General features: G+C 67.9%; 17 protein-coding genes and 1 pseudogene. 8 read left to right on the plus strand and 10 right to left on the minus strand.

Annotated elements, in window-relative coordinates:
* Window positions 1-345 precede the first annotated feature (345 nt).
* Both ACFZB9_RS19330 and ACFZB9_RS19335 read left to right on the plus strand, forming a co-directional pair.
* On the plus strand, window positions 346-1,353 hold the full coding sequence (locus ACFZB9_RS19330; protein ID WP_391448642.1) for a fibronectin type III domain-containing protein: 1,008 nt from the start codon (window positions 346-348) through the stop codon (window positions 1,351-1,353).
* Window positions 1,354-1,800: 447 nt separating this feature from the next.
* Entirely contained in the window at window positions 1,801-3,228 is a 1,428-nt protein-coding gene (locus ACFZB9_RS19335; RefSeq protein WP_391448644.1) for an LCP family protein, read from the plus strand.
* A gap of 43 nt (window positions 3,229-3,271) precedes the next feature.
* Here ACFZB9_RS19335 and ACFZB9_RS19340 read toward each other — a convergent pair whose 3' ends face one another.
* On the minus strand, window positions 3,272-3,805 hold the full coding sequence (locus ACFZB9_RS19340) for a hypothetical protein (protein WP_391448646.1): 534 nt from the start codon (window positions 3,803-3,805) through the stop codon (window positions 3,272-3,274).
* A 434-nt stretch (window positions 3,806-4,239) separates the two neighbouring features.
* On the opposite strand from ACFZB9_RS19340, the gene ACFZB9_RS19345 reads away from it, so the two are divergent.
* The 3 genes from ACFZB9_RS19345 to ACFZB9_RS19355 all read left to right on the plus strand — a co-directional run bounded on the left by ACFZB9_RS19345 (window position 4,240) and on the right by ACFZB9_RS19355 (window position 8,010).
* The gene (locus ACFZB9_RS19345) at window positions 4,240-5,586 is read left to right on the plus strand and encodes a hypothetical protein (RefSeq protein ID WP_391448648.1); all 1,347 of its coding nucleotides are present in this window, start codon (window positions 4,240-4,242) and stop codon (window positions 5,584-5,586) included.
* Window positions 5,587-5,743: 157 nt separating this feature from the next.
* Window positions 5,744-7,300 carry a DUF2079 domain-containing protein gene (locus tag ACFZB9_RS19350; RefSeq protein WP_391448650.1) on the plus strand — a complete coding sequence of 519 codons (1,557 nt, stop codon included), beginning with the start codon at window positions 5,744-5,746 and terminating at the stop codon, window positions 7,298-7,300.
* A gap of 359 nt (window positions 7,301-7,659) precedes the next feature.
* Complete coding sequence (locus ACFZB9_RS19355) at window positions 7,660-8,010, plus strand: hypothetical protein (protein WP_391448651.1); 351 nt, start codon at window positions 7,660-7,662, stop codon at window positions 8,008-8,010.
* Window positions 8,011-8,220: 210 nt separating this feature from the next.
* Here the strand turns inward: ACFZB9_RS19355 and ACFZB9_RS19360 are convergent, their stop codons facing one another.
* From ACFZB9_RS19360 to ACFZB9_RS19370, 3 genes and pseudogenes are all read right to left on the minus strand, one after another.
* The gene (locus ACFZB9_RS19360; RefSeq protein WP_391448652.1) at window positions 8,221-8,580 is read right to left on the minus strand and encodes a hypothetical protein; all 360 of its coding nucleotides are present in this window, start codon (window positions 8,578-8,580) and stop codon (window positions 8,221-8,223) included.
* 331 nt (window positions 8,581-8,911) lie between these two features.
* Window positions 8,912-9,091, minus strand: a complete 180-nt coding sequence (locus tag ACFZB9_RS19365; RefSeq protein ID WP_391448654.1) for a hypothetical protein — start codon at window positions 9,089-9,091, stop codon at window positions 8,912-8,914.
* An 81-nt stretch (window positions 9,092-9,172) separates the two neighbouring features.
* Window positions 9,173-9,382, minus strand: a pseudogene (locus ACFZB9_RS19370) (hypothetical protein); the annotation flags it as partial.
* 375 nt (window positions 9,383-9,757) lie between these two features.
* Here ACFZB9_RS19370 and ACFZB9_RS19375 point away from each other — a divergent pair.
* Window positions 9,758-10,231, plus strand: coding sequence for a DoxX family membrane protein (locus ACFZB9_RS19375; protein WP_391448656.1), 474 nt, complete (start codon window positions 9,758-9,760; stop codon window positions 10,229-10,231).
* A 22-nt stretch (window positions 10,232-10,253) separates the two neighbouring features.
* On the opposite strand, the gene ACFZB9_RS19380 is transcribed toward ACFZB9_RS19375, so the two are convergent.
* The gene (locus ACFZB9_RS19380) at window positions 10,254-10,973 is read right to left on the minus strand and encodes a hypothetical protein (protein ID WP_391448658.1); all 720 of its coding nucleotides are present in this window, start codon (window positions 10,971-10,973) and stop codon (window positions 10,254-10,256) included.
* A 199-nt stretch (window positions 10,974-11,172) separates the two neighbouring features.
* Here ACFZB9_RS19380 and ACFZB9_RS19385 point away from each other — a divergent pair, with 199 nt between their 5' ends.
* Window positions 11,173-11,613 (plus strand): cytidine deaminase, encoded by a 441-nt coding sequence (locus tag ACFZB9_RS19385; RefSeq protein ID WP_391448660.1) that lies wholly within the window; start codon window positions 11,173-11,175, stop codon window positions 11,611-11,613.
* A 747-nt stretch (window positions 11,614-12,360) separates the two neighbouring features.
* Here the strand turns inward: ACFZB9_RS19385 and ACFZB9_RS19390 are convergent.
* The 3 genes from ACFZB9_RS19390 to ACFZB9_RS19400 form a co-directional block, all read right to left on the minus strand.
* Complete coding sequence (locus ACFZB9_RS19390) at window positions 12,361-13,422, minus strand: hypothetical protein (protein ID WP_391448661.1); 1,062 nt, start codon at window positions 13,420-13,422, stop codon at window positions 12,361-12,363.
* A 62-nt stretch (window positions 13,423-13,484) separates the two neighbouring features.
* Window positions 13,485-14,564, minus strand: coding sequence for a polyprenyl synthetase family protein (locus ACFZB9_RS19395; protein WP_391448662.1), 1,080 nt, complete (start codon window positions 14,562-14,564; stop codon window positions 13,485-13,487).
* Complete coding sequence (locus tag ACFZB9_RS19400) at window positions 14,561-14,815, minus strand: hypothetical protein (protein ID WP_391448663.1); 255 nt, start codon at window positions 14,813-14,815, stop codon at window positions 14,561-14,563. Before ACFZB9_RS19400 ends, ACFZB9_RS19395 begins: the two co-directional genes overlap by 4 nt.
* A 743-nt stretch (window positions 14,816-15,558) precedes the next feature.
* Here ACFZB9_RS19400 and ACFZB9_RS19405 point away from each other — a divergent pair.
* Window positions 15,559-16,905 carry a tol-pal system YbgF family protein gene (locus ACFZB9_RS19405; protein WP_391448664.1) on the plus strand — a complete coding sequence of 449 codons (1,347 nt, stop codon included), beginning with the start codon at window positions 15,559-15,561 and terminating at the stop codon, window positions 16,903-16,905.
* A 282-nt stretch (window positions 16,906-17,187) separates the two neighbouring features.
* Here ACFZB9_RS19405 and ACFZB9_RS19410 read toward each other — a convergent pair whose 3' ends face one another.
* Both ACFZB9_RS19410 and ACFZB9_RS19415 read right to left on the minus strand, forming a co-directional pair.
* Window positions 17,188-18,726: a trypsin-like serine protease gene (locus tag ACFZB9_RS19410; RefSeq protein ID WP_391448666.1), complete on the minus strand. Its 1,539-nt coding sequence runs from the start codon at window positions 18,724-18,726 to the stop codon at window positions 17,188-17,190.
* 121 nt (window positions 18,727-18,847) lie between these two features.
* Window positions 18,848-19,381, minus strand: a complete 534-nt coding sequence (locus tag ACFZB9_RS19415) for a hypothetical protein (RefSeq protein ID WP_391448668.1) — start codon at window positions 19,379-19,381, stop codon at window positions 18,848-18,850.
* Window positions 19,382-19,665: the final 284 nt, after the last annotated feature.

A 19,665-nucleotide genomic window follows, 5' to 3' on the forward strand; every position in this document is an offset into this window, starting at 1 on the left:
CGCAGGGGTGCGCTGACTTCGCGGGCGTGGGGGAAGAGACCGACGGGGCAAGGAGGGCGTGAGTGTGCATCACGCTGACGATGCGGCAGGGCCGTTGCAAAGTCCCGTGATCTTGTGAGCGAGCAGGTCAGGTGATGCCCGGGAGGTCGAGCGGGACTTGAAACGACCTCGGTGATGCTGTGGCATCAAGAATCCACTTTGTGAATGGCTGAATCAACATTCGTTGACTATCTGCTACTAATGCCGCCGATCCGGGCAACTTTGGTGCTGACGCTCCATGGAATGATTCAGCGAAGCGCCAGGGTGTCCGTGGGATGTGCCCGGCCACAAACAGGAAGTATTCCTATGAACAGGGTCTCCAAGGCTTCGAGGTCAAAGAGGGCGGCAATCGTTGGTGCCGTGGTCGTAAGCACGCTTCTGGGGTCCGGCATGGCAGTGGCGGATTCCGTGCAGAACGATGCGGCGTCCTCGATTTCGGCAGTAGGTGTCGATCCTGCGACTAAGCGGCTGTCCCCCACCGATACCAAGGTGGAGTCAATCGGTGAGTCCAGTGCCACCCTCACTTGGCAGGCTCCCAGGGATGTATCCACGATTGTCGGTTACCGTGTCAAGCTGGACGGCAAGCCTGTCCTGGAAGTCCCTAAGGGCAAAGCTGATCAGACGGGAAGAGTGACGGCCGTAGTCCCCTTCCTCAAGCCGGGGGAGAAGTACGATTTCCAAGTCTTCTCCTATACGGAATACTCTAATGAGTTTGATGACGAGAAGGTTTCTGCTACCGCCCGCGCGGTGACCGGATCGACCCATCTCAAGGCGGAAGCTGGCATATCCTCGGTCGAACTCCATTGGGATTCTGGCGACGTCATGGCTGCGACCGGCTGGAGAATATATCAGTACGATCGGGGCAGTGGTGAGTTCAAGAAGGTGAAGGAGATGCCGGTTCTGCCGGGCGGCAAAGAGGTGTCAACAGTCATAGATGGCCTTGAGAGCCTCAGGGATTACAAGTTCCAGGTCGCCGCATTTTCGGAGCATTCGGAGTCCACGCGACGGGAGGTTTCGGTCAAGACGCGCGTGATCAAGGCTCCGACTGAATTCACCGGCGTAGCGACGACGACGAAGCAGGTCCTTCTTCACTGGAAGCTTGCCGAGGATCCCAGTGGGGTGACCAAGTATTGTGTATTCAAGGACGATGGGACGGTGGCAGAGCTGGATGCGCCATTCGGCGGCAAGGAGATGTTCTACTACGTGGACAACCTTGATCCAGACACCACATATCGCTTCAGGGTGGAGGCTGCGGCATATGTATCCAACCAGGTCCAAACCCCCACCATAGAGGTAAAGACGCCCCGTATCTAGACAGTGTCATCCAGCTGATCCCGTGCAGTGGATCGGGTGAATGCCTTGCCATAAGGTGTCCGAACCCGACTGGCGTCCGCTGCGGCTTTACTGCTCATGTCCTTGACGGGCCTGCCCGGGCGTCCGGCCCAGGAGGCCCGTCAAGGACACGCCTGAGCACAACAGCTCTTGGGCCGCCACGCACCCTCGTTTCTGCTGGTGGATCGGCCGCCCTGTCGGCGAGCTCATCTCGACCGCTCAGATCGCGCGGCGGACGAATTGCTCGGAGGGAACGGAAAAGGGTCCAGGCTGCGGTCCTCGCACGCCAGCTCGGAATGTTCGGTGCGGCTGGGAACGGGAGTTGATGTGCGCGTAGCGACGAGTGCCACACGGGCGCGCCATGTCCGAAGGCGCCCCTGGAAGCAGCGGATCAGGAAGACAGCTCTCTGGCTGCTTACGGGAGCGGTGGTGCTGGCCGCGGTGGCGGGCGCGCTGGTCTACCACCGGCTGAGCGGCAACCTCACCAGCTTCGACGCCGCCGGCCTGAGTACGGACCGCCCGACGGCGGCCTCCGCCGACGCCGAGGGCCGCATGCCCGTGAACGTCCTGCTGATCGGCTCCGACGCGCGCGGCGGGGACAACAGCGCGTTCGGCGGCGGTGAGGCGGGCGGGGCCCGCTCGGACACCACGATCCTGCTGCACGTGTACGCCGATCACCGTCGTGCGGTCGGTGTCTCGATACCCCGCGACTCGCTCGTCGACATCCCCTCGTGCCGGCTGCCGGACGGCGACTGGACCGCGCCGCGCACCGGGGTGATGTTCAACAGCGCCTTCTCGGTGGGCGGTTCGGAGCAGGGAAACCCGGCCTGCGCGCAGAACACCGTGGAGAAGCTGACCGGTCTGCGGATCGACCACACCATCGTGGTCGACTTCCAGGGCTTCGCCGCCGTGACCGGCGCGGTCGGCGGCGTCGAGGTCTGCCTGCCGAAGGCGGTCCACGAGAGTGACCTGAACCCCAACCTCGGCCGCCTCGGCGAGGAGATCTTCGCCCGCGGCAAGCAACGGGTCTCGGGCAAGCGGGCCCTGGACTACGTCCGCCTGCGGCACGGCCTCGGCGACGGCTCGGACATCGGCCGGACCAAGCGTCAGCAGGCCTTCCTGGCCGCACTGATCAAGGAGGTCAAGGGCCGGGGACTGGATCCCACCGCCCTGCTGCCACTGGCGGACGCGGCGACGAAGTCGCTGACCGTCGATGCCGGCCTGAACTCGCCGCAGAAGCTGGTGTCGTTCGCCGCCTCGCTCAAGGACATCGACCTGCACGAGACCAAGTTCCTGACCGCGCCCTGGCGTTACCAGGGCCCCCGGGTCGCCCTGGTGCAGCCCGACACCGACCAACTGTGGGCGGCACTCAAGGCGGACCGGGCGCTGGACGGAGAACCGCAGAGCGGGGAGCGGCAGAGTGCCGGACCTCCCGCCGGCGGCACGCCGCAGGGAGACAGTAGGTCCGCGGTCGACGGCACCGGCATCCAGGTCGGCGTCTACAACGCCACCAGGACGCCCGGGCTCGCCGGCAGGGCCGCGGCGCTCCTGGAGTCGTCGCACTTCACGGTCACCAATCGGGCGAACGCCGCGACGACCGGCCGAGCCACGACGGTGGTCGAGCACGGACCCGGCGAACGCGCCGAGGCGGAATCGGCGGCGGCACTCTTCCCGGGTGCCACCCTGGAGAGCGGGGCGACTCCTGGCCTCAGAATCCTCCTCGGAGCCGACTGCGCTGCCGCGCTGGGCCGGGACGCCGAAGCGCCGGGCGCCGCGCCGGCCCCAGTGCCGCCGAGCGTCAGCGAGGCGATCCGCTCGGCCGATGACGACCCTTGCGGGGATGTCTCGTTCGGCTGATGCCGGGGTGCGCCGGGAGCGAAAGCGGTGGGCGAGGGACGCTTCACGGGGTGCGGGAAAGGCACCGACCCGCCACTGCCGGAGCTCGACGCATCAGGGACCGGGCGCGGCTCAACGCCGTGGCGAGGTTCGCGGGGCTGGTGAGCGCCTGGCCGCCGTCCGGGGCTCGCAGCCACACACGGCCGTCGATGCGGTACGGGCCGGGCGGCGGCACCTTCACCGTCACCCAGCTGCTCCTGGTGAGTTGACGAGTGAGGTGTTCGCTGTCAGGCATCGACCATCCTGGTTCCGGGACGGCGGTGGTCAAGAACTCCACAGCCCCCAGAGGAAGGTTGAGCAGGACAGGACCGACGGGTACCCGAGCCCTCAGGAGGTCCTCGAAGGCGACCTGCCCGAGGCGCTGGTCAGTGACCCGGATCAGTTCGAAGATCCTGCCGACCCTGATCTCTCCGAGACGGCGGGCGCGCCAGTCGGCAGTGATCCTGGCAGCGGACGGGCTGGAACCGTTGGCGGACAACAACCAGCGGGCACCGAGGAGTGCCTGTGCCGGACGACGCGTCGAAGTGCTGCCGTTCATCGCTACTGCCTTTCTGCCGCATCACCCTGGTCATCTCCTGTGAGGCGGTCTGGGGTCCGTGCAGCCGAGCCGTGCCACTCGTGCCGAGTTCTTGCTGCGTCTTGGCACGGCAATGGAGGCCGGCGGTGGGAGCCGCAGGGGTATTACGGGGTCGGTCGGAACCGATGTGCTGAACAGCCCTCAGGAGTCCTGCACTTGACCTTCTGGATATGACGAGTTCTTGGGACCGGGTGAGATGCGCATGCCTCGTGGATCAACGAAAGGGCAGACCTGCGATGCGCGTCAAGAGGCTTGGGAGTGCCTTTCACGTGCCCAGTATCGGCGGACGTGCCTCTCCTGTGCCTAGGCAGAGCCGTGGCGGCTTTGGCGCCTACCTGACCACTGTCAAGTTGCTTAAATAGCAGCCGAGTCCATCTCAAGAAGGGAGTGGTCACATGGCGCGGCACCCGTTGGCACGGCTGCGGGAATCGATCGGTCTTTCGCATCCCGCATACGCACAACTGGTGGCTGAGACCCACGCGGCCCTGGGCCACGGGCACATGGCCGATCGGCGTGAGAAAGTCTCTCGCTGGGAGTCCGGCCGGACCGCGCCTCAACTCACCGCACAGTTCGCCATCGCGCATATCCACCGGGTTCCTGAGGAGGATGTGCGGCGACTCGGCTGGCCTCACTGGCTCCACCTGGCAACCGACGACTCCGCGCTCCTGGCCCTACCGTGGAACCCCAACGGTGCTGTCGAGGCGTTGTGTGACATCGAACGGCGGATTGGCAGCGAGATCGGCTCCTATCTCATCGTGACCGGCCCTGTCCGCCCCAAGCTGGTCAGGGAGTTACTTGCCGCCGTGGCTCATCCGGAGTCACTGCCGGTCCGCGACGGACACCGCGTCACAGCCGAGGTCGCAGCTGACATCGCAGCCCGGGTGGATGTACTGGAGGAGCTGGTCCCGGTGGTCAGCCCGGTGAACCTGTACCCAGCCGCTGTGGGTGAGTTCCGGCTGGTCACCAGAATCCTTGCTGACGGAGGCTACGAGCAGAAGGCCGGTGCCGGGCTGCTCCACATCGCGTCACGCACCGCAGGTCTGTGCGGGCTGCTCCAGCTGGCCCGCGGCCTGAACTCCAGGGCTGAACGGTGTTATCTCGCGGCAGCGCGAGCCGCCACCGCTGCCGGTGACCGCCTGCTGGCATCCGCTCAGACAGCCGGCCTTGCCTACAGTCATGTGGCCACCGGTGACGCCAGGGACGTGTTCCCCCTGATCGATGCAGCACGGAAGATGCCCCAGCTCCCGTCCCCGAGTCTCGTCGTACTGCTGCACGTCCTGGAGGCCCAGGCCCATGCCCTCCGCAGTGAGGTCACCGACAGCGTCAGAGCCCTGGACCGTGCCGCTGGAGCGTTGGCTGCCATCCGAGCCGATGAGGATCCCGTGGCCATCCGCTACCTCAGAGACATCGATGAAGAATGGCTGGCCACCGCCTCAGGAAGAACCTGGTTTCACTTGGGCAGGCCACAGCAGGCACTGGCTCACCTGGCCCACCTGGTCAACGACGATGCCGTGTCCCGCCTTCGCCGTCCGTTCCCCTTCGCCGCAGAGAACATGTTGTTCGTCGTCGACGCCCAGCTCGCTCTCAAGGAACTCGATGCCGCCGTGTGCAGCGCCCACCGTGCCGTAACCCACTTCGGCCGCACACCTTCCAGCATCTCCCGCCAGTTCCAGAAACGGTTCGCTGTCCACCGGACCGTCCCCGTCGTGCGGGAGTTCCTTGATCTCCTGAGGCTCTATTAGGACGATGTGCGTTCGGTTCTGCCGATGGTGGAGGAAGCACCGGACCCGGTCGGCGAGTTGGTCGGTGTTCCACGCCCGGTGCAGGAGGGCGACCTGACGTTCGGGCGTTCCTGAACCGATGGCTGCCCCGCGAAGGAACGCGGAAGCAATGCCGCCCATGTCCGGGGTTTTCGAGCGGGATGCCGATGCGCGGATCCTCGACGCACTGGCCGTCCGCACGCTGCCCCCGCGCGACCACTCATCACTTCCGATCTACTCGTCCAGGACGCCGATCATGACGTTAGTTCGCGGGGCCCCGGCGCCTCATCTCAGCCGCCTGCTGCGCGGGGATCCGGCAGCGCCGAACGCCTCGGTCCGCCGTCGACTCCGCCGAAGCGCCCCGTATCTGCTGGCCGTTCTGTTCTTCGCCGCCTACGGCGCGCTGTCGGTCACCAAGCATCTTCAGCTCCGGTCCACCGGCTACGACCTGGGAATTTTCGAGCAGGCTGTACGCGCCTACGCCGAACTGCGCGCCCCCGTATCGGAACTGAAGGGCGAAGGCTACAACCTGCTGGGCGACCACTTCCATCCGATCCTCGCCACTCTCGCCCCGTTCTACCGGCTCTTTCCCTCCCCACTGACCCTCCTGGTCGCCCAGGCCGCGCTCTTCGCGGTATCCGTGGTACCGGTCACGCGGCTGGCGATTCGCACCACCACCCCCTTGCTCGGTGCCGGGATCGGAATCGCCTACGGGCTGTCCTGGGGACTGCAGAAGGCCGTCGCCTTCGACTTCCACGAGATCGCTTTCGCGGTCCCGCTCCTGGCGTTCTGCCTGGAGCGCCTGGCGCGACGGCAGTGGCGTGCCGCCACCGCGTACGCGCTCCCGCTGGTCCTGGTCAAGGAGGACCTGCCGATCACCGTCGCCGCGATCGGCCTGTACATCCTGCTGAACGGCCGTCGCCGACTGGGCGCGGCGGTGCTGTCCTTCGGGATCCTGGCGGGGCTGCTGATCGTGCTGGTGCTCATCCCGGCCTTCAACCCCCACGGCCAGTACGACTACCTCAGCGCCGCCACCCCGGGCACCGGTGACCCACTTGTGCGGCTGCTGCTGCCGTCCGAGAAGCTCGAAACGGTGATCGCCCTGCTCGCCCCGACCGTGTTCCTGGCGCTGCGCTCACCGCTGGTCCTGCTCGCACTGCCCACGCTGGCCTGGCGCTTCTGGTCGACCAACACCGCTTACTGGGGACAGGAGTTCCACTACAGCGCGGTCCTGATGCCGATCGTCTTCACGGCCTTCGTCGATGCGCTCAGCAGACTGCGTGAGCGCGGCCGGATCCAGCCGCCGGCGCTCCGCCACGCTGGCGCCGTCAGCGTGGCGGTGAGCGTCCTGATGGCCCCCCGGCTGCCGTTGAGTGATCTGGCCGGACCCGCCTGGAAGCCCAGCCCGTGGGCCGTCCCGGCCCGGGAGGTGATGGCCGCCGTACCCGACGGCGCGCGGATCGGCGTCATCAACTTCCTGGCACCGCAACTCACCGACCGCGCCCGTGTCTACCAGTTCCCGACCGTACTGGACAGTGGCACCAAACCCGACTGGCTGCTGGTCAGTGTCCCGGCGCGCGGCGGAATCCCCGTCTTCCCCGGAGAGCTCCCCCGCCTGCCCGAGCTGCCCGCACTGGGTTATCACCTGGTCATGGAGCGCCGCGGCATCGAGCTCTACCGGCTCACCGCGGGCTGACTCGCTCCTGCCGATCAACCACCGCGGCAGGGGAGGTTCACCGCCGGGGGCCTTTAGCTGAACAACTGTCAGGTGTGGCCTGCCTCGTGGACTCGTCGGATCGACGACTCGGAGTGCTGGACGAGCCGTTCGTAGTGCGCACGCCTCTTGCGGGCGCGACCTGCCCTGCTCCTGGACAATTCTCCGTGGTAACACTCATAGTGAACACCTGGACACGTAAAGCACGAGTGTCTGAACTGATCCGCGCTGAAGGGTGATCAGTCATGTCCGTACGCCGGAGAACTGCGAGTGTCCTTGTCGCCGGTGCTCTCGCCGCCGCTGGCCTCGTCGGCCTTTCTGCCCCTGCTCACGCCTCGTCCGTGACCGTCAACAACTGCCCCGCTGGTGACTTCTGCCAGTACAACTCCACCTACAACACGCTGCTGCTCGCCGTAAGCCCGGTGATAGTCCCGCTGCTGCTCCTGTATGGGGCTGCCAGAGAGGTCTACAACAACACCGACCCCCTGTACAGCTCCGAGGGCAACTACGTCCTGGAGATCCCGGGCGTCCTGTGCGCCTACGTGCCGGACACCAACGACGAGCAGGCCCCTGACAGCGGGGAAGCGATCAACGCCCAAGGCGACGGAGTCACTGTGACCGTGGCCCAGTTCGGCAGCACCGCCGCAGCAGCCGACGCCACCACCATCGCCCTGCTCAGCGACTGCGCCTGATCCAACCCAGGGGCGGGCTCACGCCACGTTCTGGGCTGCACCAGAACACCGGCCCACGGACTCACAGCCCGATGCGAGGCCTCGAACGAAAAGACGGTACAGGAGGGGGCCGACGACGGGGCATCAGCCGCCGCGCCAGTCCCCGACCCCACTCCGGCAGCCCGAGCGGGGGCTGATTTCGCCGCGCCGGTGCCCTGAATATGCGCTGGTTCACCCGAGGACGTCAGAGAGCACGGAAGCTACCGTCGCCGTGACGTTGCTTCCGATGACCCCGGCGCTCTGCTGCAAGGATTGAGCGAGAACCTCCACGTCCAGCAGCACGTTTTGCACCGTCTCGTCCACCAGCTCCGGAAGCTGTCGCGGCGTTTCCGTGCGGTCCTCGGCCGGGGCGATCGCCTCGGCGTTCCCCGCCGCCGCTGCTACTGGAGTGTCCGCTGCGGCCACCGCCGTCGTCGACCTGACCGAGCTGGGGGCAAACGAGCCGGCGGTCTGGGCACTCGCCACCGCACCAGTGCTCAGACTGATCGTCACGGCCAGCGCCGCGACCTTCAACACCGCACGCATCGACATGGGGACTCCTCGCGACTCCAGGAAGGGGGCACAGGCCTTGCGCCTTGCCTCACACCCTGGACCAGCCCCGCCACCCTGGCCACTTCGCCTACGCCGAGTGCGGCCCTACTCCGTGTCACGGCGTGCCTGCTCTCGGCGTAGCCGCCGCCCAGGATCCACCGGCACCCCGGCCCCGGAAACACCCCACCGGGCCCTGGGGGTCTGACGACGGCACCTGGCTCACCCGCGCCGTGGCGCCGTGGCGCGAGCTGCTGGAGCGGTACGGGGCAGCCCTGGGAGCGGGCCCACGACCTGTTCGGCCTTGGCAGCGCGACGGCACCCGGCAGGCGATTCAGCTCATGCGCAGGGCGTTGGTCGGGGACATGCGGGCAGCCCGTAGCGCTGGATACAGGCCGGCCAACGCACCGACGACGACGGCGGTCACCGGGCCGGCGGCGGTCTGCTCCGGTGGTACGAGGTCGTTGCGGTAGGCACCGGCTCTGGTGTCGCCGGTCGCGCTGACGTGTTGCACCGGCGGGATGTTGCCGAGCATCACGGCACTAGCGCGGAAGGAGGATCGGCTTGCCGGTGAAGTCCTGCCCGGGGGTGACGGTCAGCAGGTTTCCGCCGAGCTGGTCCAGCCGTGCCGCCGCCCGTCCCTGATGCCGATTCTGCGGGGGAAGGACGCGGCCGGCTCGCGGTCGTGGGTGATCAGGAGGACCGTGGTGCCGCGACTGTTGAGTTCGCGTAGCAGGTGTACCACCGAGGTACCGGCGGCGGTGTCCAAGGCGCCGGTCGGTTCGTCGGCGAGCAGGAGCGTTGGGCGAACCGGCTGGGCGAAAGTTGATGTCCCGCGCCTCTGTGGACGCCAATCGATGCGATCGTCAACTTTCGTGCAATCTCGTAGCCGGTAGGCTGGCGACGAGCCGGGCCGGAGCGCCTCTGGTGTCATTGGCGCCGGAAATTCTCGCCACTGCGACCTCGGAATTCAGAATCCGATCCGAACCGATCGCACCGGTAAATATTCGCAGCGCAGTGATCCGGCCTGGATTTTCATCGTCATCAGGAAGAGGTGTGCAGTAGATGGACGGTTTCGAGGGTCCTGTGAACCGGACCGGGAGCGGCGCTGGGCGGAAGGGCGTGGCCGTTCGACTCGGACTGGTCGCAGGCTGACCCGTCTGCCGAACGGAGGAGAATGATGAACTTCGGAGGACCGCGTGGCGGCTGCCGGCTGGAGCAGGCCTTCGCGCGCCTCGCCGGGTTCGCACTCAGGTGCACGCTGGGTGGCGTGTTCGTCTGGTTCGGCTGGCCGAAACTGCTGCCCGGGCTGAGCCCGGCAGAGCCACTGGTCCTGATGACCACGCAGAAGCTCACGTTCGGACTCGTCACCGGTGACGCGGCGCGGATTGCCGTCGGCCTCCTCGAACTGGCCATCGGCGTCATGCTGTTCATCGGGCGGCTGCCCCGGCTCACCGTCGTCGTCCTGCTCGCACACATGGCCGGCGCTGCGGCACCGCTGCTCCTCTTCCCCGACCTGACCTGGAGGGCACCGGGAGTTGGCACGCTGGAGGGCCAGTACATCCTGAAGAACGCCGTCATCGTGGCCGCGGCACTGACTCTCCTGGGGCACCGGCGGCAGGCGAGTGCGTGCCCAGCCCGACAGCGGTCTTGAGAGTTCTCGCAGCGGCGCCCGGTCAGCTGACGGTGAGTACCCGGTGGTCGACGGCTCGGATGTCGGCGCTGGTGACCAGGTGGATGTAGGTGTCCAGTCGGGTCCCAGGGGGTGGCCCGGTGATGCCGTGCAGCGTGACGGCATCGGCGCGCCACTGGCCGGTGCAGGCGATCTCCTGGAGGCCACCGGCCCAGTTCTGCCCGGCCGGGTCCTGAGCGGTGACGAACACCTGGGCCTGGTCGCCGTCCGTGCACTGGTAGCCGAAGTCGAAGGCGAAGCCGGCCGGGTCCGGATGGGCGCCCGTCAGCAGGACGGAGGCGGTGTGCGGCGGCAGCGCTTCGACAGTCAGGCGTTGCGTCGTGAGGTCCGTGGCCGGTCCGACGGTGGCGTCCGCAACGACGTTCACCTGCGTGCCGACGGTGGGCGTGGGTCCGGTGAGCGTGGTGGGGCTGATGGTGACCGGGCCGCTGCTCTCGCACCGTCCGCCCCTCTCGAACTCCCACAGGGCTGTGAGGTCGACAGTGTCCTCGACGGTTCCGGCGACCAGATAGTCCTGCCCCTGGACGCAGTTGAGGGTCAGCACGACCACGCCGTTGCCGCTTTCGGGGTTGGCGTAGACGTGCGTGACCCTGAGGCTGACCGGCGCCGCGTCGGCGTGTGCCGCGGGAGCCACGAGCGCGGCGAGGAGCGCCGCACACGCCGGAAGTGCGGGGGAGCGGAAGACATTGCGGATACTGACCACGAACGACTCCGGGTCCGAGACGGTGCCCCCCTCCTCAGCAGCCTTGTTTCTCCCTTCCCCCCGGGCAACACGGATGCTCCGTTCGGGCGCGCGGAAAGCCCGTGATCGGACGTCGGCCAGCCGGCCGGCGCTCACCAACCGAACGCATCGGAGTGCGGCACCACAGGCCGCTGCCCGACCCGGGGAGTACTGTTCGCGCATGGCGGTTGATCAGGATCTGGTGAATGCGGCGATCGAACTTGCGCGTAGCCGTTTTCCGGGGCAGGACTGGTCCGGGGCTGCCGCGCTGCGTCTCGACGACGGTGCGATCCTCACGAGTACGGCACCGGAGGTGCCGAACAACGCGGTGCGCCTGTGCCATGAGACGGGCGCGATCTGCGAAGCCTTCAAACTGGGGCGGCGAGTGGTGGCGTCGGTGTGCGTGACCGCCGCCGATGCTGATCGCGGGTACTGGGTCCTGGCCCCGTGCGGCGTCTGCCAGGAGCGGCTATTCGCTTACGGTCCCGACGTGGAGGTCGCCGTGCCCGAACCGGAGGACCCGCGACGATGGAGCACGCTACGGCTACGGGATGTCCAACCTCACTGGTTCGCGCGCGTGTTCCCCGATGACGTCTGGCCTTTCGAGTCTGACCGACCATAGGCTCTTGACGTCTCCGATTCGCGGGGACGATTCGACCGTCGCGACCGGGTCGACGCGCTCGGCCCTGGATGGAGCCTGGTGAGCTGGCGCGCCGCTCCTCATGTCCGCTACGTCCTGCGCGAGCATCGGCTCGTGGGCTGGGTCGGGTACAGCGCGGGCAGTCGAGTGGGCTGGGCCGCCGTGCCGGCCAACGAGATCTCCTGTCCCCCGGCGCGGCCAGGAGAACCGGTCCTGCAGGACAGTGCGGAACTCGACGCGCGGCTCCCGATTCGACCCCTCGGACATCGCGTGGCAGCGGGTCGGTTTCGAGACAGGTCTGCCGACGGCCAAGCACGAAGCCCGCTCGCACCTGGCGACGGCTCTGCGCCGGCACCTTGCGGATCGGGAACGACAGGAGGAAGAGGCCCGTCTGGTGGAGGTGGGACCGTACCTGGTCGACTTCGAACGGATCGTCTCCTGCCCCTGTTGCCTGCAGTCGATTCCGCCGGTGCTGCTGGCCCGTTTCCGTACAGCTCTGGCCAACCGGCAGCCGTGGCCACCCGCAAGGCCAGCGCTGATCGGGTTGCTGGGCCGGCCGGAGGAACGAGAAGTTCACTAGGTGTAGCTGTCGGTGATCCACCGCACGTTGTCCGTCCCCGGCGGAGATCGGCCTGCAAGGCGAGTAGGGAGGCGTTCAGGACCGTGACGTCGTCGGCACCGATCAGGAGCAGGTCTGGTCAAGATCTGGGTGGGCCGCCGGGGGCGCGGTCATGGGGTGAGCTGGTCCCACCACCAGGCGATGGTGGGGTAGGGCAGCGGCGCGGTGCTCGGGTCTGTGGGTTTGTCGGTGTTGGTCGTGATGTCGATGGCGTCGGTCAGGAGGTAGCGGGTGGTGGCCGTACAGAAGTTGATGTTGCCGCTGATGATGCGGTCGATGCCCGTCACGTGCCGGCGAAGGTCGTCAGCGGCGCCGGTGAGGAGCTGTTCGCGAAGGCGCAGGTAGAGGGTCATGAGGCGGTCGCGGATGGCGACGCCGCGGGCGATGGCCTCAGTGACGGTGAGCCCGGGGTGGTCGCGCTGCACGGCGTGGAACAGATTCTCCTTCTGGACTGGCAGGTGGCGTTCGCGAAGGTAGGAATAGCGATCGTTGTCGAGGACTGCTACGAGGAGTCCGGCGGCTGAAGCTGCTCTGACTACCGGGTGGGCCCAGTCGTCGGCGCTGAGTTCGATACCTTCGACTGGGGCAATGTAGGACCCGGCGGCAAGCGCAGCGCCCGCGGTGAACCGCAGCGCCAGGTAGTCGTTGACCGACAGGGTGGCTCCCTGTTCGCGGAGGCTGGCCTCCCAGCCCATTTGGTAGAGCCAGGTGCCCTGGGCTGCGGTGAAACGCTCCCAGTTGACCGGGCTCAGCAGGGCCCGCAAGCGTGCCATCACGTCGGCCAGCGCGGCATCCCGCGGATCTGTGGAGGCGGGCCAGGAGTGTGGTGAGTGCATCATGAACTCCCAGCGGCCCATCAGCGAGACGGCTTCCGGTAGGGGGCAGCCGGAGCCGATCACATCGTTGGGTACCCAGCCCCAGGCACTGTAGTCGGCCAGAGCCTGTCCCACGGCGCCGGTTGCGTGCGGATAGGTGTGGGCGAGGAACGAGGAGCCGGTCAGAGCCAGCATCCTGGTCCGCTCCCGATCACCCTCGCCGAGGTCGAACCGCTCGGCCCACTCTCGTGTGCGCTGCTGGAACAGCTTGATATCGGGGCTGACTTCCACATCGAGCGGGCAGTAGAAGGCCAGCAGCCCGGCGGGCACGGGGGCTGCACTGTGGACGCGGGTCATGGTTCTCCTCCACGATTCGATTCCCTCTGCGACATGCGGGTCGGGACTGCGATGCGGGTCGGTCAGGCGGTGCGGCTGGTGATGGTGTGCGCGAAGTGCCGCAGCCAGTGGGTGCCTCCGGGGAGGAGGTCGGCGGTCTCCAGCGTGGTCAGGGCCTGATCGCGTTTTGCGGTGATCATCTGCTCGGTTGCTTCACGGGCCCCTGTACCGGTGAGGACGTCCCGGATCACTTCTGCGTTTGCCTCGTCCAGCCGGGGGTGGCCGAACCGGCGGCACAGTGCGCGCTGCTGGGGCATGGTGGCCTGTGCCATGGCGGTGGCGACCAGGACGGTGTGTTTGCCCTCCCGCAGGTCGTCCAGCCTGGACTTGCCGGTCTGATCGGGCTCGCCGTAGACGCCGAGAAGGTCGTCGCGCAACTGGAAGGCCTCTCCCAGGGGCAGGGCGTATGCGGAGAGTGCGTCCAGTTGTGATCGGGTGGCGCCGGCCAGGGTGGCTCCCAGGTGGAGGGGGCGTTCGATGGTGTATTTGGCGGTCTTGTAGCGGATGATCCGCCAGGCGGTGTCCGTATCCGCTGTGGGATGGCCGGTGGTGGCCAGGTCGAGGTACTGGCCGACCAGGGTCTCGGTGCGCAGCGCGTTGAGCAGCGGCCACACGTGGGCGAGCTCGGGCGGGGGGAGGTCAGGGGTGTGGAGGAGTTCGTAGGACCAGCCGAGGGCGAGGTCGCCCAGCAGGATCGCCGCGTTGACGCCCATCCGGTCCGCGGTGGTGTGGCCGTGGTGGTGGGCGGCCAGCGCCCGGTGGGCGGTGGGCCGGCCGCGACGGGTGTCGGAGTGGTCCATGATGTCGTCGTGGATCAGGGCGAAGGCGTGGAAGAGCTCGAGTGAGGCCGCGGTGCGCCACAGCACCGGGGGCGGTGTCTGGTCGGTGATCGCCGCCCAGCCGGTGATGCACATCAGGGGGCGAATGCGTTTGCCTCCTGCTGCCAGGAAATCGCGGAGCTGTCCGGTGAACAGGGCCAGCTCCGGCAGCAGGTCGGGAGCCGCGTGTTCTTGCTCGTCGAGGAATCCGTACAGCAGCTGCTCGACGGTGTCGCCGACGGCCGCGGGATCCAGCGGGGTCGCGGGCGATGGCGGTGAGGTCATGGCGCGGCCCCCGTCCCGCGCAGATCAGGGAAACGTTTCTTCAGTGCGGCGATGACCTCACTGATCTCATCCACCGCCAGCGTGGTCCGGGTCACGTAGGCGACGTCCGCGTCCTCGGGCAGGTCCAGCGCCGCAACCTCCGCAGCGTCTTGTACCAGGAGCGTTGCCTCAGGCGCCTGGCCGAGCGTTCCCTCGACCTCCTCGCAGTCCGTGACCTCCCCCGCGGGCCAGGTGACTTCGGTGGCCACCACGACCTCGCCATCCGCCGGCGCTGGATCAGGCGAAGTCGCCGGGTGGCTGCGGATCCCCGGGCCGCTCACCCCGGCAGCCCCGCGCCCGAGGGACGGGGGACCGGTCCCCCGCCCCACCGGCTGCCGAGCTCGCGGTACGGGGCAGGCGCTGACCGTGGCAACGCTGCGGGGTTCGGACGCTGCGGTCATGGCTTCTCCTCGGATTGCGGCGACGGCTCGTCTTCCCGCTCCTGGCCACTTGGGAGACACCGGCTGCAGCCCCCGGAACAGGGCCGGCACCAGTGCGGGCCGCCTGCTGCGCGAAGGCTCTCGGCACGACAGCACCCGGCGCTGGGGCCGATACCCCATTGCAGGGCCGCGCCGTCGCCGTCGGCAAGACCCGCGAGGCTCCGGGGTCGTTGCACAGCGACGAATGGTGCACCCCCACACCGGTCACACCCGCCAGCCCGCTCCCGTGAGTTACCCAGAACCTCGGCGCCCCCGGGACTGCACGCAGCGGCGACAGGGTCGCCACTGGCGATGATGTGGCGGCCTGCCGTACCGTCTAGGGCCAACGCTCCCGGTACCTGCGGAAGCCGAGCGACTCCACAACGCGCTCAGGCGAGCACGCACTCCTGACTCCCGGTGCATCGAACTGAAGCGGTGTACCACGCCCAGCCACGAAGGCACAGAGCAAAATGACAGGCGCACGACAATCACTTCAGCCGAACCACCACCTGAGGGCCCTGCTGGAGGAGGCCCGGATGAGCGGGCACGACCTGGCGCGCGCGGTCAACCAGGCGGGCAGGGAAGCCGGCCTCCACCTCATCTACGACCGCAGCGCCGTATCCCGCTGGCTTGCCGGAACCTGCCCGGGCCCACCGGTGCCGGCGCTCGTGTGCGAGGTGCTGTCCCGCGCCCTCGGCCGCACGGTCACGCCCCGGGACGCCCGCCTTGCCCGCGCAACCACGCGGGCGGCCAGACCCGCCGGCGATGACGCGCGAGCCGACGTGGCCGGCCTCCTGGCCCAACTCGGCCCCGGACATGACAGCCGCCATGGACCCGCACCCGTCTACTCCCTCACCCTGAGCCTGCCACCCGAGTACTCGACGACCTCCGACGGCCCGCGCGACGGCGTGGCATCCATCCGGGGCGGCGCGCCGGACGCCACAGGGCGCGCGCAGCTGGGCGCGCACCACGTACAGGCAGCGGAAGACCTGCTGACAACGTTGCGCGCATCGGAGGAATCGTCCGGCGGTCAACTCGTGAGACCCGCCGTCACCGGACTTCTCGCTGTCGTGGCCCCCGGGTGGCTGCGTGCCTCCGCCTCCCCGCGCATCCACCGCCGTCTGCTGACCGTTACCGCGCGACTGTCGCTGCTGGCGGGTTACACCTGCTTCGACGGAGGCACACACGGAACCGCTCAGCTCTACTACCGCGCGGCCGCCGAGCTCGCCGTGCAGGCCGCCAACCCGCAAGGCCACGCAAGCGCTCTGCGTGCCATGAGCATGCAGGCCCACTGCCTCGGACACCACGGCCATGCCCAGGACCTCGCCGATGCGGCGGCACAACACAATGCGACACTCCCGTCCCGTGAGGTGGCCAGTGTCCTTGGCCGACAGGCGATCGCGGCCGCAGCCACCGGCGACCGCCAACAGGCCCTCGCACACCTCGCGGAAGCCCGCCGACTCATCGATCACAGTCCTCTGCCCGACAGCAGGGCCCCTCAGCACCACTGGGCCGCCTACTTCCACCACGAGGCCGACACCCTCACCGCCCTGGGTGACAAACCAGCAGCCCTGTCCGCACTCAGACAGTCACTCGACAGCCGTCCCGACAGAGAACGCCGTGCCAGGGCCGTCACCACCGCGAAGATGGCCGAAATCCTCCTCTCCACAGGACAACTCGACCGCGCGTGCGCCACCTGGCAGAGCCTCCTCGACGACTACCCGCTGCTCGCCTCGGGCCGCATCCTCACCGCCGTCGCCACGATGGTCGCCAGCCTGACCCCCCACGCCACTCACCCGCGCGCGCGTGCCCTCCTGGCCAGGGCCGACCACCTCGGTATCGCAATCCCAGGCCGAAACCCCCGCCACCACACCACACGATGACCGGGTCTGTACGGTCCTGTCTTGTCCGCGTGGGGTCTGACGCATGGTGGCATCTCGGCCCACCTGGCTGAGGGCTGCGCCGATTGCGGGCTGGAGGGGGTTTCCGATGACCGAACTGCGCTCTACCCGCAGAAACGCCCTTGGCGGCAGTGGTTCAGCTTTCCGGTTGGGCGACGGCCTCCGGGGCGGGGCTTGATCGTCCGGCAGGCCGGCCGGGTGGTCTCACCGGGGCCGGGGGCCGCAGGTTCTCTGCGGCCCCCGGCTGCCTGTTGTCGCCTCAGCTCAGCTCAGCTCGGGTCGGTCTGTTTCGCCGGTTTCGCCGGTGAGGGCGAAGGTGCCGGTGGCCCACGTCGCGCAGCCGTTGCCTTCGCCGCAGTCCTTCTTGTAGATGACGAGGTTGCCGTCGTCCTGGAGTTTCAGGTAGTTGCCGGCGTCGTAGGTGCTGGAGGCCCAGATCGCGCCGTCGCCGTTCCCCTTGCCCTTGGGGTAGATGACGGCGTTGCCGTCGGTCTGCATGTGCAGGTACGCGCCGCGGTAACCGCCGGTGCCGCTGCTCCACAGGGCCTTGCCGTCGCTCTTGCGGTAGAGGACGAGGTCGCCGTCGGTTTTCGGGATCAGCACGGTGGACCTCGCCTGCGTCCACTGCCCGCTCTCCAGGCGCGCTCCGGAGGGGCGGGTGGGGTCGGTGCGCAGGGTGCCGGTGGCCCAGAGGCTGCCGCGGCCGGGGGCACCGCCGTCCTTCTTGTAGACCACCACGTTGCCGTCGTCCTGGAGTTGCAGGTACGCGCCCGGGTTGTTGTAGGTGTTGGTGTGCCACAGCGCGTGGCCTCCGCTGGGCGTGTCGTTCTGCTTGTAGATGGCGAGGTTGCCGTCGGGCTGCATCTCGGCGTACGCGTTGGTGTTGCCGTAGGTGTCACTGGCCCACAGTGCGCCGTCGGGGGTGCTGCGGTGGTGGAGGACGAGGTTGCCGTCCGGCTGCATGGTCAGTCGCAGGTCCTTGCCCGTGACGCTCTGGCCGGGCATCAGGCGGGCTCCGGGTGCCAGGAGCGGGCCGCCTTCCTTGACGGTTTCGTCGGCCCAGGAGGCGAGGTCGTCGAGGCGGGTGTCGACGGCGCCGGTGCGGGTCTCGCTCTCGCCGAGGCAACCACCCTGCCAGGAGCGGCTGTTGAGCGCGGCGATCTCCGCCTTTCCGTTCTTCTCGCGGAAGGCGGCTGCGCCGGTGTCGCCCTTGCAGATCGCCGATCCGGTGGCGGCTCTGCCGCTGATGTCGACCGTGGTGCCCTGGACGGTGCCGACGGTGAAGGTGCCGGTGTGCAGCCGGTCGGGTACCCACTCGGTCTGGGTCCGCCCGAAGCCGGCGACCCGGAGTTCCTCGCCCGGGGTGGGCGCGGTGGCGGCGATGGCGGCCGGGGCGATGCCGAAGACGGGGTGGGTGAGCTTGGCGAGGACCAGGTCGCGGTCGGCGCGCGGCACCAGGGTGGCGACGTCGGCGACCTGGCCGCTGGCGTTGTCGGCCAGGTCGGTGCGGCCGACGGTGACCGTGGTCCTCTCCTTGGGCGCGCCGGCCGCGATCGGGAACCCCTGCGCGGGGTTGTCGGCGAAGCAACTGCTGGCGGTGGCCACCCAGTACGGGTCGATCAGCGCGCCCGTGCAACTGCGCTTGCCCTGGCCGATGTCGAGCTTCGCGGTGAAGCCGTAGGCGCTGTCGGCGGCCCGGTCGCCGACGACGGCGCCGGCTGTGGCGGCGCTCAGGGCGTCGGCAGCGAGGGCCGCGGCGACAACTCCTATGGCCCACGCGGTGCGTGGACGGTTGACAGGCATAGTTCGATCCTTAGGTTGTTCGACGAGAAGCGAGCCTCGAAAGGCATCATCGGAGCTCCGTTGCTTGGAGTTCCTACGCTCTGCCTGTGCCGGGCTTTTCGGGAGCCCGGGATGCCGGGTGCTACTTGGAGGAGTGGATTTCCACCAGCGTGTGGTCCCGCTCCTGGGGGTCGGAGGCCTCACCGACCGGGGTCCACTTGCCCTTGTCGATTTTGTAGTTCTTCTTCTCCTTGGTGCCCACGGTCATGTCGACGTCGGTGTTGTACTTGTTGCCTCTGACGCCGGTGACCTTGGGTATGTCGAGGCTCAGCCAGCCGCTCTGGCCGGTGACGCGAAAACACGCATCGGACTTGTCGCGGGCCGTTACGCGAAGCATGTCGTCCGGGTCCTCGCCAGGTGTCTTCGCGCAGTCGGAGAGCATGATGTGGCCGTTACCGCGCAGCAGCTTGATTCCGCGGTCGGCCAGGATCTTGTCGGCACCGGGGTGACGGAAATCCTCCACCGCCGGCGGGGGCGCGTCCGAGCTTCCCAGCGTCGGGGTCGGACGGTCTGCGGCGCTGGCCGCCTGAACACCGCAGACCCCGGCGGCCAGCGCCAACAACGCGGCACCCGTCGCGACCGCCCCGGTCATGGACCTGGGGAACAGTTTCGTCACAACACAACTCCTGAGTATCGAAACAGACGACGAAGGTGGATCGGCGTCAACGTACGGCCTGTATCCGCTCCCGGGGAGTCAACTTTCGTTGACCACCATAGCTGCGCGACAGTCAACAAATGTCCCCTGGCCGTGCGATAAAACTTGTCCGCAGCAGCATGGAGAATTCTGGGCGAGCCCGGGTAACCGATGGCCAACATAGTACGACCGAATCGATTGGGCAAAAGCAGCCGCTGCAGCGATGACCGCTTTCGGACTATGCACATATTGACTGTCGTTCCTGC

This window comes from Kitasatospora sp. NPDC008050 (assembly GCF_042957465.1).
Classification (GTDB): Bacteria; Actinomycetota; Actinomycetes; order Streptomycetales; family Streptomycetaceae; genus Kitasatospora.